The sequence below is a fragment of the Nocardia abscessus genome, assembly GCF_015477775.1.
Classification (GTDB): domain Bacteria; phylum Actinomycetota; class Actinomycetes; order Mycobacteriales; family Mycobacteriaceae; genus Nocardia; species Nocardia abscessus_A.
The window spans coordinates 625,412-640,250 of the sequence record NZ_JADLQO010000002.1 but is presented as its reverse complement, the minus strand read 5'-3'; the positions used below and the strand labels follow the sequence as shown (position 1 = coordinate 640,250).

Sequence of the window (14,839 nt, the reverse complement as noted above, 5' to 3'; positions counted from 1 at the left end):
GGCTCGATGATGTCAACGGTTGCTCTCAAACGCTCATGGGCGCAGGATCTCGATACCGCGACGCTCTACCGGCTGTTGAAACTTCGCGTCGAAGTGTTTGTCGTCGAACAGAAGTGCGCGTACCCCGAACTGGACGGGAAGGACCTGCTTCCCGAGACCCGGCACTTCTGGCTCGATGACGAGGGCGAGGTCATCGCCACGCTGCGCTTGTGCGAGGAGCACCACGACGGGGTGAAGAGTTTCCGCATCGGCAGGCTCTGCACCACGCCGCCCGCTCGCGGGCACGGATACACCACGCGGCTGCTGCAGGCGGCGCTGGCCGAGGTCGGTTCGGCGACGGTGCGGCTGAGTGCGCAGAGCTACCTGATCGACCTGTACAGCAAGCACGGCTTCAAGGTCGACGGCGCGGAATTCGAGGAAGACGGCATAGCCCATGTGCCGATGCGCCGCGGCGGGGAGTGAACGTCTCGCCATTCGCACCCGCTCCGGGCGTCTCCGGGGCGGGTGCGGCATTTTCTGTGCATTTTCCGGGGCCCGCCCGCATCGGTTCTGAATCGAAGGGCCCTGTCGGGTGGATGAGGGCGCGCGCTTAGAGTTGGGGCGTGTCCGTGTCCCATGCCGAAACAGTGCCGACATCCGACCAGAGCAGTCGAACGCGTCCGGGTTCGGACGGTGATGCGGGATTCCCGTTCTCGGCGGTGGTCGGGCAGGAACGGCTGCAGCTGGCGCTGATCCTCTGCGCCGTTCATCCCGGCATCGGCGGGGTCCTGGTGCGCGGCGAGAAGGGCACCGCAAAGTCGACCGTGGTCCGCGCGCTGGCCCAGCTGCTGCCGCCCGTGGTGGACGAAACCGGCGCGCGCCCGGCCCGCCTGGTCGAGCTGCCGGTGGGCGCGACCGAGGACCGCGTGGTCGGTTCACTGGACTTGGAACGGGTGCTGCGGGACGGGGAGCAGGCGTTCCGCCCCGGCTTGCTGGCCGCCGCCCATCACGGCGTGCTCTACGTCGACGAAGTCAACCTGCTGCACGACCATCTGGTGGACGTGCTGCTGGACGCCGCGGCGATGGGCCGGGTGCACATCGAACGCGACGGCGTCTCGCACTCGCATCCGGCGCGCTTCGTGCTGGTCGGCACCATGAATCCGGAGGAGGGCGAGCTGCGTCCGCAGCTGCTGGACCGGTTCGGCCTGACCGTGGACGTGGCGGCCTCCCGGGACGTGGACGTGCGTATGGCGGTGGTGCGCCGCAGGCTGGACTACGAGGCCGACCCGGCCGGTTTCGCGGCCCGGTACGCCCAGGCCGATCAGGAGGTGGCCGAGCGGATCCTCGCCGCCCGCGACCGGGTGGGGCAGGTGACGCTGGACGACGTGGAGCTGCGCCGGATCGCCGCGCTGTGCGCCGCGTTCGACGTCGACGGGATGCGCGCCGATCTGGTCGTCGCGCGCACCGCGACCGCGCACGCCGCCTGGCGCGGCGGCGACGTGGTGACCGAGGACGACGTGCGGGTGGCCGCCGAACTGGCGCTGCCGCATCGGCGCAGGCGCGATCCGTTCGACGAACCCGGCATCAGCGAGCAGCAGCTCGACGACGCCATGCGCGACGCAGAGGCGGAGGTGCGGCGCGAGGAGGAAACGTCCGAGCCGAGCGGTGCGCCCGAGCCGGACGGCACGCCCCGGGATGCCGCGGAGCCGGACGACGCTGCCGGCGAGGACCCGGACGGCGGCCCCGAAGACCCGTCACCGCCCGACGGTCCGGGAGGCGGGCACTCGGGTGAAGGACGCAGTGGCGCACCGGTTTCCACCGGCGCCCGGACGCCGCGCTGGGAAGTGCCCGGCGTCGGCGAAGGCGCACCCGGGCGACGCTCCCGTGCGGAATCACGGCACGGGCGGGTGGTGCGTCCGAGCACCGACACCTCCTCGGGCCTGCATCTGCTCGGTACCGTGTTCGCGGCCGCGCCGCATCAGCGTTCCCGCGGCCGCGGCGACGGGCCGCTGCGGCTGGCCGCCGACGACCTACGCGGCGCGTATCGGGAAGGGCGGGAAGGGAACCTGGTCGTCTTCGTGGTCGACGCCTCCGGTTCCATGGCCGCGCGCGACCGGTTGTCCGCCGTCACCGGCGCGGTGGTCGCCCTGCTGCGGGACGCTTATCAGCGCCGCGACAAGGTCGCCGTCGTCAGCGTGCGCGGCGCGGAGGCAGAACTCGTGCTGCCGCCCACTTCGTCGGTCGACATCGCGGTGCGCCGGTTGTCCGGGATGCGCACGGGCGGGAAGACGCCGTTGGCCGCGGGCCTGCTGAAGGCGCGCGAGGTGGTGTTGCGCGAGCGGGTGCGCGATCCGCGCCGCAGGGCGATGCTGGTGCTGCTCACCGACGGTCGCGCCACCGGCGGAATCGATCCGGTTCCGCGCGCCCGTATCGCCGCAGGCTTGCTCGCCAGAGACGCGGTCACCTCGATCGTGGTGGACTGCGAACGCGGCATGATCCGCCTCGGTCTCGCCGTGGATCTGGCCCGCGACTTGCGCGGGGGCTATCTGCGCCTGGCCGAGCTGACCGGTGATTCGGTCGCGGACGTCGTCCGCGCGAGTTCCGGAGGCCCGAGCGGCATGTCGGGGCGGGCGGCTCGGGCAGCGTGAGCACGACTTTCGAACGGTGTGCCCGACGGAGGGCGCCCGGCCGCTTGCACGGCGGCGCTGGAGAGACGCGGTGAGTCGGCGGCGTCCTGTCCTACAGGATGCTCGGTCGTCGCCGGGCGGGCGGGTTGCGCGAGGTGGCGGCGACTTCGTCGCTCCAGGTCCGGCGCGGCGCACAGGTTCGGAGTGATCCGAGGACGAGCAAGGAGATTCGATGCCCAAGGGTGTTCCGGAGACCGTTCCCGACGACGGGTTGACCACGCGGCAGCGGCGCAATCAGCCGGTGCTCGCCGTGCACACCGGGCCGGGCAAGGGTAAATCGACTGCCGCGTTCGGGATGGCGCTGCGCGCCTGGAACCAAGGCTTCGACGTGGCGGTGTTCCAATTCGTGAAGAGCGCCAAATGGAAGGTGGGCGAGGAAGCCGCCTTCCGCGCCCTGGGCGCCTTGCACGAGCAGACCGGCGCGGGCGGGGCGGTCGAATGGCACAAGATGGGCGAGGGCTGGTCCTGGACCCGCAAACAGGGCACCGAGCAGGACCACGCCGCCGCCGCGCTGGCCGGTTGGCAGGAGATCGCGCGCCGCCTGAAGGCCGAACAGCACCGCTTCTACGTCCTCGACGAATTCACCTACCCCCTGAAATGGGGCTGGGTGGACGTCGCCGAAGTAGTCGACACCCTCGAAGCTCGCCCCGGCAACCAGCACGTCGTCATCACCGGCCGCGACGCACCCCAACCCCTCATCGATGCCGCCGACCTCGTAACAGAGATGACCAAACTCAAACACCCCATGGACGCCGGCCGCAAAGGCCAGCGAGGCATCGAATGGTGACCGTCGCGAGTGGCACATGGCCGCGGCGGATCGCGAGAGGCCCGCACCGTGGTGTGCCACTCGCGGAGCGGGGGCGGGGATGAGGGCGGTTGTGGTCGCGGCGCCCGCTTCGGGGAGCGGGAAGACGACTGTGGCGACGGGGTTGGTGGGGGCGTTGCGGAGGGTGGGGCATCGGGTGGCGCCGTTCAAGGTGGGGCCCGATTACATCGATCCGGGGTATCACGGGTTGGCGGCGGGGCGGCCGGGGCGGAATCTGGATCCTGTGCTGGTGGGTGCGGAGCGTGTGGTGCCGCTGTATCGGCACGGCGCGCAGGGGTGCGACCTCGCGGTGGTCGAGGGTGTGATGGGCCTGTTCGACGGGCGGATCGACGATCAGCACTCCGGGCCGGTGGCGGAGGGGTCGACGGCGCAGGTCGCGGCCCTGCTGGGAGCGCCAGTGGTGCTGGTGGTCGACGCGCGTGGGCACAGCCAGAGTCTGGCGGCGCTGCTGCACGGATTCGCCACCTTCGACAGCGGTGTCCGGCTCGGCGGCGTGATCTTGAACCGGGTCGGCAGCGAACGCCACGACCAAGTGCTGCGCGCCGCCTGCGATCGCGTCGGGCTGCCGGTGCTCGGGTCACTGCCGCGCCTGGCCGAACTGGAGGTCCCCTCTCGGCATCTCGGCCTGATTCCCGCGGTGGAGCACGGCGCGGCCGCGACGGCGGCGGTGGCGGCGATGACGGATCTCGTCGCCGCGCACGTCGACCTGCAGGCCATCGCGGCACTTGCTCGCTCGTCGGTCACCGGACCCGCCTGGGATCCCGCCGCCGCCGTGCGCGGTCTGGAAGGTGCGGGCGAGGAATCCACCGTGGCGCCGCTGGGTGGGGGCGGCTCGGGGGTGTCGACCGTGTCGCCGCTCGGTGGGGCCGAGTCGGGGGTGTCCACCGCGATGCCGCTCGGTGGGGCCGAGTCGGGGGTATGCACCGCGATGCCGGTCCGTGGGGCTGGCTCGGGGGTGCCCGCCGCGACGCTTCTCGGCGGTGGCCGTGACTCGGGCGGCCCCGGTGCGGCGCTCCTCGAATCTGGTGGTGACTTGTGGGCTGCCTACGAGAGCGCTGCCACCTGCCGTGTCGGCGGGGAGGGGCCGGTTGTCGCCGTCGCGGGTGGTCCGGCGTTCACCTTCGGCTATGCCGAGCACCGTGAGCTGCTGGTGGCCGCGGGCGCGCAGGTGGTCGTGTTCGATCCGCTCCATAACGAATTGCCCACCGGGACAGCGGGATTGGTGCTGCCGGGTGGCTTCCCCGAGGAGCATGCGGCGGAGCTGGCCGCGAATTCCGGTCTGCTGCGGGCGGTGGCCGAGGCGGTCCGGCACGGTATGCCGGTGCACGCCGAATGTGCCGGTCTGCTGTATCTCACCCGCTCGCTGGACGGGCACCCCATGGCCGGGGTGGTGGACGCCGACGCCGCGTTCGGGCCGCGCCTGACCCTCGGCTACCGCGATGCCGTCGCACTGGCCGACTCGCCCCTGTGGCGGGCGGGCGAACGGGTTCGAGGACACGAGTTCCACCGCACGCGCCTGGTGTCGGCGCCGCCAGGGAACCCGGCGTGGGGCTGGGTCGGAAGTGCGGGAGAGCGGGTGCGGGAGGGGGCCTTGATCGGCAACGTGCACGCGTCGTACCTGCACACCCACCCGGCGGGAAATCCTGAGGCGGTGCGGCGGTTCGTCACCGCCGCAGCCCGATTCGCGGATTCCCGTGCCATCGGCTGACGTGGTCGTCGGTATCGGCCTGCGACCAGGCGCATCGGCCGACGTGATCGGTGCCGCGCTGCGCGAGGCCGTGGGTGACCACCGGATCGCATGCTTGGCCACCATCGAGCAGCGCTGCGCCGAACCCGGACTGCGCGCTGTAGCGGCGGATCTTCAAATTCCGCTGCGGTCCTACTCCGCAGCCGAATTGGCGGCCGTCACCGTCCCGAATCCGGGGAGCCGGGCACGGTCGGCCGTCGGGACGCCGAGTGTCGCGGAGGCCGCGGCGCTGCTCGCCGCCGAGGGCGGGCCGCTGGTGCTGCCGAAGCGCGTCGTGCACGGCGTGGTGGTCGCGGCAGCGCGGTACGAGCGGTAGCCGCGTCGACGGAACGCGAGTGGCCACGAGTGCTGCCGCGTCGTCACGGCTTGTCCGTGGTGACTACTCAGGAGCGGATTCCCTCGCTCAGGCGCTCGGCACCGGCGGGCTGCCGCACTGTGCCTCGACGACCGTGTTGCGGCTCAGGGGGCGACCGAGCCCCAGTCGGCGAAGCCGGTGGGGTCGTGGCGGCCGATGCTGGCGTGTTCGAACAGACCCCAGCCCTCGGCGTCGCCGCAGCGCGCGCGGGCGACATGGTCGGTCACCCCGTAAGGGGTGCGGGCGACGATCGCCGGGTCGGTGAGGTCGTAGCGGCTGGAGGAGGACCAGTCGCGGCCCTTCCACTGGCCGTGCTGCCAGTCCGGATCGCCGCCGTAGCCGCAGCCGACGTGCAGCGGGACGCCGGTGCCCGGCGTGATCTCGATCTCCAGCGGCTTGCCGTCGGGCGTGGTCAGCTCCAGTCGGGCTCCGACGGGATGCCGCGTGCCGGAACGGTAGTCGATCGAGATGCGCGGCCAGCCGAGTTGCTCGGTGCGTCCGTCCGGCCAGACTCGGGTCGCGTCGTTGAGTGTGCGCCTGCCGTCCGGCTCCTCCTGCACGATGACCACGACCGCGAATTCCTCGAACCGCAGCGGTACGTACAGCCACCAGAAACCGCCCGACGGTTCGGTGGCCGCGCGGCCGGGCGGCTCGGTCTCGCCGACCGGGCGGATGCCCCACGAGCGGTCCCTGGTTCCGGTCCACACCGCCGGGTCGATCGCGATGTCGTCGCCGTCCACGTGCAGCGTTCCGGCCCAGGAGCCCACCTGCGCGAACCGGGACGCCTCGATGATCGGCCGGTTGCCCGCGAGGATCAGGTGCGGTTGCTCCTGCACGGCGGGGAAGGCGCCGGTCCAGGTGAGATCGAAGCCGAGATCGTCGTGTTCGCAGACCACCCGGATGCGCCGCAGCGGCTCCAGCACCTCGATGCGGTAACCGCCGACGCGCTGGTCGAGGCTCCGGTCGCCGAGCGCGTCGGAGAAGCGCACCGCCCGCACCGTGTCGCCGCGGCGCACAGCGGCGTAGGCGTCGGTCACCCCGAGGTTGGGGTACACCCCGAAACCGGTGATCAGCAGGGTGCCGCCGTCGCGGTCGTGGGCGTTGAAGTAGCTGCGGTCGTAGAAGTTCCGATCACTGGAGGCCACGCGGGCCAGCGACAGCGGGGTCTGGTGGATCGGGTACTCGTCCAAAGGCACAGGCATGGTCAGTCCCATTCGTAGGTTCCGTCGAGCAGCGCTTCCAGGCTTGCCCGGTGCATGACGTAGTCGTCGCGATCCGGAGTATCGGTGTCCTCGCCGAAGTGGATCATCCTGCGCTTGACCCGCGCCATCACGATCGCGTGCCGCACTGCGGCGTAGACGATGTAGAAATCGAGATCGCGCACCGAATGACCGGTCAGCGCTTCGTATTTCGTCACCACGTCGTCGCGGCGCAGGAAGTCGGGGAGCCCCGGCTGGCCGAAACGGGTGGCCAGATCCTGGAAGAACCGGTGGATGAAGATCATCCATCCCAGGTCGAGCTCCCGCGGGCCCAGCGCCGCCATTTCCCAGTCCAGCACCGCAACGGGGTCGAACTCACGGTAGATGACGTTGCCGGGGCGGGCGTCACCCCAGCTGAGCACGTCCGGGCCGGGGTCGGCGGGCCAGTGCTCGTCGAGCCAGGCGAAACTGCGCTCGATGAGCGGGATCTCGAAGCCGTCGTCCGCGAGTGCCCAGCGGTACCACGAGCGCTGCGCGGCGACGTGCCTGCGCAGCGACTCGCCCGGCCCGCTCAGCATCGGGAAGAGTGCCGCGGGATCGGGGATGCCGTGGATCTTCGCGATCACCTCGACGGTGTTGTGCGTGAGCCGGAGACGTTCGGCGGGACTCGCGTCGAACAGCCAGCCGACGAACACGTACGGGGGGTTGTCGGTCGGCACGCGGCCGTCGATCCGGCGCATCACGAAGAACGGTGTGCCGAGCGGCTTCGCGTCGGTCTCCAGCCAGCACAGGCCGGGCAGCGGCACGTCGGTGGCCGCGGCGACGCCCGCCATCACCTGGTATTGGGTGGCCAGATCGTAGGTCTCGAACACCGGGAACGACCCGGCCTCGGGCGCCATCCGCGCGACGAAGGACCCGCGCTCCGTGCGCCCTCCCGCGCTCCATTCGGCGTCGAACAGGATCGATGTGCTGGACATGCCGCCGGACTGCGGACGCGACAACTCGGAGATCCGCGGCAGCTCGTCGGCGGAGACCTTCGTATCGAGCCAGCGCGCCAGGTCCCCGGCGAGCGCGTCCAGATCGCGTTCGCTGACGGTCAGCTGCTGTCGCTGTGCCGGGTCCGGATCGTCGGTCATGTTTGTCCTCCTGACACGTGCCGCCCGGCTGCATCGCCCCCGATGCCCCGGGATACGCGACTGTAACGCGTTCTAGTTGTCGGCGGGCCGGAACCGGAAGACGAAGGCGGGGCCGGTATCGGCGCCCCCGGTGGGGCAGGCACGTAGGTCGAAAGAGGTACGCGGAAATCCAGGGTTTTCCCTGAGGTCATCCCATGACCTGGTCGGATACGTTCGCCTCGCGGAATGTCGGCCGACGAGGGGAGCGATGTGAGTACGGTCGGAACGGATGTCGTGAAGCGAAGCGGCGGCGAGGCGCCGGCAGCGGTCGTGCGCCGGCCCTGGAGCTTGCCGACCCGAATCGCGTTCCGGTTCGTCTTCGTCTATCTCGGGCTGTTCTGCGTGTTGATGGCGCAGATCCTGTTCGTGTTCACGGGCATCGTGAGCAAGTGGCTGCCGGAAAGCGCGATCATCTGGCAGATGCGCGCGACGGGCCCGCTGATCGGCTGGGTCGGCGAACACGTCTTCGGGGTCGACGCCGTCCTGCACGAGGATTCGGGCAGCGGGGACCAGACCGCCGTCTGGGTGCTGATCTTCTGCGAACTCGTCGCGGCCGTGGTGATCACGGTCGTCTGGTCGATCCTCGATCGCCGCCGCCCGGACTACCGGACGCTGAACAACTGGTTCGTGCTGTTCCTCCGGCTCTGCCTGGGCGGTCAGATGCTGTTCTACGGTCTCGCCAAAGCCATTCCGTCGCAGATGCCCGCGCCGTCGCTGACCACGCTGCTGCAGCCGTACGGGACGATGAGCCCGGCGTCGGTGCTCTGGAACCAGGTCGGCGCGGCGCCCGCGTACGAGATCCTGCTCGGCACGGCCGAGGTGCTCGGCGGTCTGCTGCTGTTCGTGCCGCGCACCGCGACGATCGGCGCGCTGCTCAGCCTGGTGAGCATGGCGCAGGTTTTCGTGCTGAACATGACCTACGACGTGCCGGTGAAGATCCTCTCGTTCCATCTGCTGCTGCTGTCGCTGGTCGTGCTCGCGCCACAGGCCCGGAGGCTGGCGAATGTGCTCGTGCTGGAACGTCCCTCCGAGCCGGCCACGCAGCCCGCGCTGTTCGGTTCCCGCCGTGCGAACCGGATCGTGGCGGCGGTGCAGGTCGCGCTGGGACTGTGGGTGCTGATCGGCGGCGTGTACATCGGCTGGCAAGCCTGGCGCGAGGCAGGTGGCGGCGCGCCGAAGCCCGCGCTGTACGGCATCTGGACCGTCGGCGATTTCACCAGGGACGGGCATCCGGCGCCACCGCTGATCACCGACGAGAACCGCTGGCGGAGGATGATCTTCGACCGGCCCGGCGCCACGCTGCAGCAGATGGACGGCTCGTTCGTTCCCGTCGTCGCGGTGGTCGACGAAGCCGCGCACACCATGACGCTGTCGGCCGCGCCGCAGTCGCCGGAAACGCCGCCCGCCCGTCTGGGCGCCTTCACCTTCACCCAGCCGACCCCGGACACGCTGTTGCTGACGGGTGAGCTGAACGGAACGCCGGTCACGGTGTCGCTCGACCGCATGGACCTGAACTCCTTCCCGCTGCGCAGCCGGGGCTTCAACTTCGTTCAGGAATACCCGTACTTCCGCTGACTCGAGACCGGCGATCCCGAGGACGGGGACGATCCAGCCGAAACCCGCTACGGACACGGCACTTTTCGATACCTTCGGTCTGCATCGACTCGGACTGGAGGGACCGCCGTGACCGAAGCGATCCTCGATCGGACGGACACCGACACGAACGCGGAGGATTCCGGTACCCGGCCCTGGCGGGGCGGCACCCGAGTGGCGTTCCGTTTCGGTTTGTTGTACTTCGGGCTGTTCTGCCTGGCGTACCCGGCGATCGTCCCGGAGTTCCTCGGACTGACGCGCGAATGGCTGCCGGACTGGGTGAACTCCGGTGTCGCCCGAGCGCTGCGCCCGGTGGTCGAGTGGACCGGAACCCAGGTGTTCGGCGCTTCCGTCGCGGCGAACACGGCGTCGATCAGCGGAGACCAGGCGTATTTCTGGGTGCTGGTGTTCGTCGTCCTGATGGTCGCGCTGCTCGGCACGCTGATCTGGAGCGCGCTGGACCGCAACCGCCCGGACTATCGGGCCGTCCTGCCGTGGTTTCTGCTGTTCGTGCGCTTGTGCCTGGCGGGGCAGTTGGTGGCGTACGGCATGGCCAAGGCCATCCCCACCCAGATGCCGCCGACACCGCTGAGCCGATTACTCGAGCCGTACGGGAATTTCAGTCCGATGGCGGTGCTCTGGAACCAGATCGGCGTGTCGACGCAGTACGAGATCCTGCTCGGCTGCGCGGAACTGCTCGGCGGCATGCTGCTGTTCGTGCCCCGCACCGCGTTGGTGGGCGCGCTGCTGAGCCTGGTGTGCACGACGCAGGTGTTCGTGCTGGACATGACCTACGACGTGCCCGCGAAGATCCTGTCGTTCCACCTGATGCTGCTGTGCCTGGTGCTGCTCGCGCCGGAGGCCGGACGTCTGGTGAACGTGCTGCTGCTGAACCGGCCGGCCGCACCGTCGACCACACCGCCGCTGCTGCGCACGCCCCGAGCCAACCGGATCGCGGCCGCGGCGCAGATCGCGCTCGGGGTGTGGCTGCTGTTCTCGAACGCGTACACCGGCTGGGACCGGTGGAACGAACAAGGGGCGGGGCGGCCGGAGCCTCCGCTGTACGGCATCTGGTCGGTCACCGAATTCAGCGTGAACGGCACCCCGATCCCGCCGCTGACCACCGACGAACTGCGCTGGCAACGCCTGGTCTTCGACCGCGACGGGGCCACTGTGCAGCGGATGGACGGCCAGTTGATCCCGGTGCTGGCCATGGTCGATGCCGATGCGCGCACCTTGGCGATGGTCGCGCCGCCGAGAGCCGTCGGTGCGCAAGCGGAACGTTTGGGCACTTTCGGCTTCGACCGCCCCGCCCCCGAGCGGCTGACCTTGATGGGTGAGCTCGCCGGGCAGCCGGTCTCGATAGCGTTGACGTCGGTCGCGCTCGACGACTTCCCGTTGCGCAGCCGCGGATTCCATTGGGTGCAGGAATATCCGTACTTCCGCTGAGCACGCGGCGCCGCCCTGTCACGCCTCGAGATCGTCGGCGATCCCGATGTCCTCCTGCCACAACGCGGGATGCTCGGCGATGAATCGGCTCATCAGGTCTATGCAGCGCCGGTCTTCCAGAACGGTGACGGCGACGCCGTGCCCGGCCAGCCACTCGTGCCCGCCCGAGAACGTCTGCGACTCACCGACCACCACCGATCCGATGCCGAACTGGCGGATCAGACCGCTGCAATACCAGCACGGGGAGAGAGTGGTGACCATGATGGTCCGGCGGTAGTCCCGCCGCCGTCCCGCCGCGCGGAAGGCGTCGGTCTCGGCGTGCATGCTGGGATCGCCGGACTGCACCCGGCGGTTGCGGCCGCGCCCGAGCAGCGTGCCCGCCGTGTCGAAGAGGGCGGCGCCGATCGGGATACCGCCCTCGGCGAGCCCGCGCAGTGCCTGGTCGTAGGCCACGTCGAGCAGTCGTGCCGGTGTCACCCGGGTCATCGGTCCGCCTTTCCGAGCAGGACTCCTCGCTTCGCAACCTACCGTCCGGACCCGGCGAACCGCTTGTTACCGCTGGTCACAGTAGGTGGGCGGTGGGTGGGTTGTGGACCGGCGGTCAGTCGGCACGCCCGGTCGATTGCCGGTGCCGGACGGTCACGCCGTAGGCTCGAAACTTGTGCCGAACACGTCAGACGCAACGCAAGACCAGCCCACCGGCGACCCGAACTACCTGGTCGGGCTCGATCTGCACGGCCGGCGCGTCGTCGTTGTCGGCGGCGGGACGGTGGCGCAGCGCAGATTGGGCCTGCTGATCGCTTCCGGCGCGGACGTCCACGTGGTGAGTCGTGCGGTTACGCCCGCCGTCGAGGGAATGGCGACCTCCGGGCAGATCACTGTCACGCTGCGCGAGTACGCCGACGGCGACCTCGAGGGCGCCTGGTACGTGATCGCGTGCACCGATGAGCCGGAGACCAACGCGGCAGTCGTCGCCGAAGCGACGCGGCGGCGGATCTTCTGCGTGCGGGCCGACACGGCACGGCTGGGCACCGCGGTCACTCCGGCCACCGCGCGTTACGACGGGCTCACCCTCGGTGTGCTGGCGAGCGGACAGCACCGGCGTTCGGCGGCCGTGCGCAACGCGTTGCTGGAAGCCCTGCAATCGGGTGTCGTGAGCGACGACTCGACGCCGATCGCGCCCGGTGTGGCCCTCGTGGGCGGCGGTCCGGGCGATCCGGACCTGATCACCGTGCGCGGGCGGCGGCTGCTGGCCAGGGCGGACCTGGTGGTGGCCGACCGGCTCGCGCCGCCGGAACTGCTCGCCGAACTCGGCCCGGAGGTCGAGGTGGTCGACGCCGCGAAGATCCCGTACGGGCGGGCGATGGCGCAGGAAGCGATCAACAACGCGCTGGTCGAGGGCGCGAAGGCGGGCAAGTTCGTGGTGCGGCTCAAGGGCGGTGACCCGTATGTGTTCGGGCGCGGTTACGAGGAGGTGGAGGCGTGCGTCGCCGCGGGGGTACCGGTAACGGTGGTGCCCGGCGTCACCAGTCCCATCTCGGTGCCCGCCGCCGCGGGCATACCGGTGACACACCGCGGCGTCACCCACGAGTTCGTCGTGGTGAGCGGGCACGTCGCGCCGGATCACCCGGACTCGCTGGTGGACTGGCCCGCGCTGGCCCGCTTGCGCGGCACCCTGGTGCTGATGATGGCGGTGGAGCGGATCGAACAGTTCGCCACCGCCCTGCTGGAGGGCGGGCGCCCCGCGGGGACGCCGGCCACGGTCATCCAGGAGGGCACGCTGCGGACCCAGCGCGTGCTGCGCGCGGATCTCGGCACGGTGGCCGCCCGAGTGCGCGCGGAAGGCATTCGCCCACCCGCGATCGTGGTGATCGGGCCGACCGCCGGGTTCTCGGCCGACAGCATCGTCCCGCACGCCGACTCCGCTGCGGGATAGCGCGGCTTCCAGGGTGACGCCGGACGATCCGAGCCTCGCCGAGTTGCCGCGATCGCATCGCCCGGCGCCCGGTCGCGGCGCGTCGACCACACGCAACGGTGCCTATCTGCTGCCCGTCGCGGGTGCTCGGCTCCGCCGTGGCCGGTCGCCGCTCGCACGGACGGCCGGTCGGCGTTCCCCGCGTATCGGTGTCGAGCGAGTGGTGGCTGTCGCCCCTCGTACCGGCGGAAGGCGCGGTTCGCACCGTCGAGCAGCACAGGCGACAGCGTGTCGCTCCGAGCCGACACGGCCAGTGGCGAGCGTCGCCGGCGACTCGCCGGATCGCAGCGGAGGCGCCCCGTCCTGGGTCCGGCCGGATCGGTGGGCGGGCAAGGTCGGGGGCGGCATCAATTACAGTGACTCACTGTGCTTCGGAATCCCGCTGCGACGATGCAGTATCCAGTGACGCAGCGGGCCTTCGGGCTCGCCATCCTAGTCCTGAGCGGATTGCAGCTCATGGTCGTGCTCGACGGCACGGTGGTGATCTTCGCGCTGCCCCGGCTGCAGGAGGAGATGGGGCTGTCCAGCGCGGGTAGCGCGTGGACGGTGACGTCGTACGGGCTCACCTTCGCGGGTCTGATGCTGCTCGGCGGCCGACTCGGCGACGCGTTCGGCCGCAAGCGCATGCTGGTGGTCGGCGTAGCGGTGTTCACCCTGGCCTCACTGCTGTGCGGGCTCGCGCAGAACCAGGCCATGCTGCTCGCGGCGCGGGCCTTGCAGGGCGCGGGCGCGGCGGTCGCCGCGCCCACCGCCTTCGCGCTCGTGGCGACCACCTTCGCGCCGGGCAAGGCGCGCAACCAGGCGATCGCGATCGTCGGCTCGATGGTCGGCATCGGCTCCGTCGGCGGGCTCGTGGTCGGCGGTGCGCTGACCCAGCTGTCCTGGCGGTGGATCTTCCTGATCAACGTCCCGATCGGCGCGCTGATCATCCTCGGCGCGGCCTACAAACTCGCCGACACCGAACACCACCGCTCGGCGCTGGACATCCCCGGCGCGGTGCTCGGCACCATCGCCTGCGCGGCGATCGTCTTCGGGGCCACCGAGGGCCCGGAGATCGGATGGGGACACCCGGCGATCATCGGTTCCCTGATCGGGGGTGTAGTGCTGCTGATCGTCTTCATCGCGCTGGAACGACGGGTGGACGACCCGCTGCTGCCCTGGTCGCTGTTCGACAGCCGCGACCGCGTCGCCACCTTCCTGCTGATCTTCCTGGCCGGTGGCGTGCTCGGCGCGATGACCTTCTTCGTCGCTCAGTTCATGCAGAACGTCATCGGATACGGTCCGCTCAAGGCGGGTGTCGCGGCGATTCCGTTCACCGTCGGCATCGGCGTCGGCGGCGCGGTGGCCTCCAAGGCGGCGCTCTACATCGCGCCGCGCTGGCTGCTCGCGGGCGCGGCCGCGGTGCTCGGCGCCGGGCTGCTGTTCGGTTCGACGCTCGACGGCGAGGTGATGTACTTCGCGACGCTGCTGCCCCTGCTGGTGGTGATCGGCTTCGGCGTCGGCGTCGCCATGGTGCTCTCCCCGCTGTGCGTGCTGGTCGGCGTGCCGCCGGCCAATATCGGCCCGCTGGCCGCGGTCGGCCAGATGTTCATGAACCTGGCCACTCCGGTGGCCATCGGCCTGCTCACCCCGATCGCCGCCTCCCGCACCCTGTCGCTCGGCGGCCGCACGGAAAAGGTGGCCGGGATGACGCCCGCGGAGATCACCGCGCTGGGCGACGGTTACACACTGGTGCTGTTCGTCTGCGCCCTCATCGCGTTCGCGGCCGGACTGGTCGCCCTGACGCTGCGCTTCACCCCGCAGCAACTGGCCATGGCCCAGCACGCCCAGGAAGAAGCCCAGCAGACTTAGCGG

The 14,839-nt window shown here is 70.5% G+C and carries 12 protein-coding genes; 9 read left to right on the top strand and 3 right to left on the bottom strand.

Features of this window, described 5'->3' with window-relative positions:
• Positions 1–6: 6 nt before the first annotated feature.
• The 5 genes from IU450_RS08630 (at position 7) to IU450_RS08610 (ending at position 5,555) form a co-directional block, all read left to right on the top strand.
• On the top strand, positions 7–462 hold the full coding sequence (locus IU450_RS08630) for a GNAT family N-acetyltransferase (RefSeq protein ID WP_195149217.1): 456 nt from the start codon (positions 7–9) through the stop codon (positions 460–462).
• Between the two features lie 164 nt (positions 463–626).
• The gene (locus tag IU450_RS08625) at positions 627–2,627 is read left to right on the top strand and encodes a magnesium chelatase subunit D family protein (RefSeq protein WP_324197619.1); all 2,001 of its coding nucleotides are present in this window, start codon (positions 627–629) and stop codon (positions 2,625–2,627) included.
• Positions 2,628–2,838: 211 nt separating this feature from the next.
• The gene (gene cobO, locus IU450_RS08620) at positions 2,839–3,453 is read left to right on the top strand and encodes a cob(I)yrinic acid a,c-diamide adenosyltransferase (RefSeq protein ID WP_195149215.1); all 615 of its coding nucleotides are present in this window, start codon (positions 2,839–2,841) and stop codon (positions 3,451–3,453) included.
• A 79-nt stretch (positions 3,454–3,532) separates the two neighbouring features.
• A complete protein-coding gene (locus IU450_RS08615) occupies positions 3,533–5,200 on the top strand; it encodes a cobyrinate a,c-diamide synthase (protein WP_195149214.1) in 1,668 nt (555 codons plus the stop codon).
• Positions 5,187–5,555, top strand: a complete 369-nt coding sequence (locus IU450_RS08610) for a cobalamin biosynthesis protein (protein ID WP_324197590.1) — start codon at positions 5,187–5,189, stop codon at positions 5,553–5,555. The genes IU450_RS08615 and IU450_RS08610 overlap by 14 nt, the downstream gene beginning before the upstream one ends.
• Before the next feature lie 143 nt (positions 5,556–5,698).
• Here IU450_RS08610 and IU450_RS08605 read toward each other — a convergent pair whose 3' ends face one another.
• Both IU450_RS08605 and IU450_RS08600 read right to left on the bottom strand, forming a co-directional pair.
• Entirely contained in the window at positions 5,699–6,796 is a 1,098-nt protein-coding gene (locus tag IU450_RS08605; RefSeq protein WP_195149213.1) for a DUF7064 domain-containing protein, read from the bottom strand.
• 2 nt (positions 6,797–6,798) lie between these two features.
• Entirely contained in the window at positions 6,799–7,929 is a 1,131-nt protein-coding gene (locus IU450_RS08600) for a phosphotransferase family protein (RefSeq protein WP_195149212.1), read from the bottom strand.
• 225 nt (positions 7,930–8,154) lie between these two features.
• Here IU450_RS08600 and IU450_RS08595 point away from each other — a divergent pair, with 225 nt between their 5' ends.
• Positions 8,155–9,543 (top strand): DoxX family protein, encoded by a 1,389-nt coding sequence (locus IU450_RS08595; RefSeq protein WP_416382847.1) that lies wholly within the window; start codon positions 8,155–8,157, stop codon positions 9,541–9,543.
• 108 nt (positions 9,544–9,651) lie between these two features.
• Positions 9,652–11,010 carry a DoxX family protein gene (locus IU450_RS08590; RefSeq protein ID WP_195149211.1) on the top strand — a complete coding sequence of 453 codons (1,359 nt, stop codon included), beginning with the start codon at positions 9,652–9,654 and terminating at the stop codon, positions 11,008–11,010.
• An 18-nt stretch (positions 11,011–11,028) separates the two neighbouring features.
• On the opposite strand, the gene IU450_RS08585 is transcribed toward IU450_RS08590, so the two are convergent.
• Entirely contained in the window at positions 11,029–11,472 is a 444-nt protein-coding gene (locus tag IU450_RS08585) for a nucleoside deaminase (protein ID WP_043695280.1), read from the bottom strand.
• A gap of 199 nt (positions 11,473–11,671) precedes the next feature.
• Between IU450_RS08585 and cobA the strand changes: the two genes are divergently transcribed.
• Positions 11,672–12,946 (top strand): uroporphyrinogen-III C-methyltransferase, encoded by a 1,275-nt coding sequence (gene cobA / locus IU450_RS08580; protein WP_195149210.1) that lies wholly within the window; start codon positions 11,672–11,674, stop codon positions 12,944–12,946.
• Between the two features lie 429 nt (positions 12,947–13,375).
• Positions 13,376–14,836, top strand: coding sequence for an MFS transporter (locus IU450_RS08575; protein WP_195149209.1), 1,461 nt, complete (start codon positions 13,376–13,378; stop codon positions 14,834–14,836).
• Positions 14,837–14,839 lie beyond the last annotated feature (3 nt).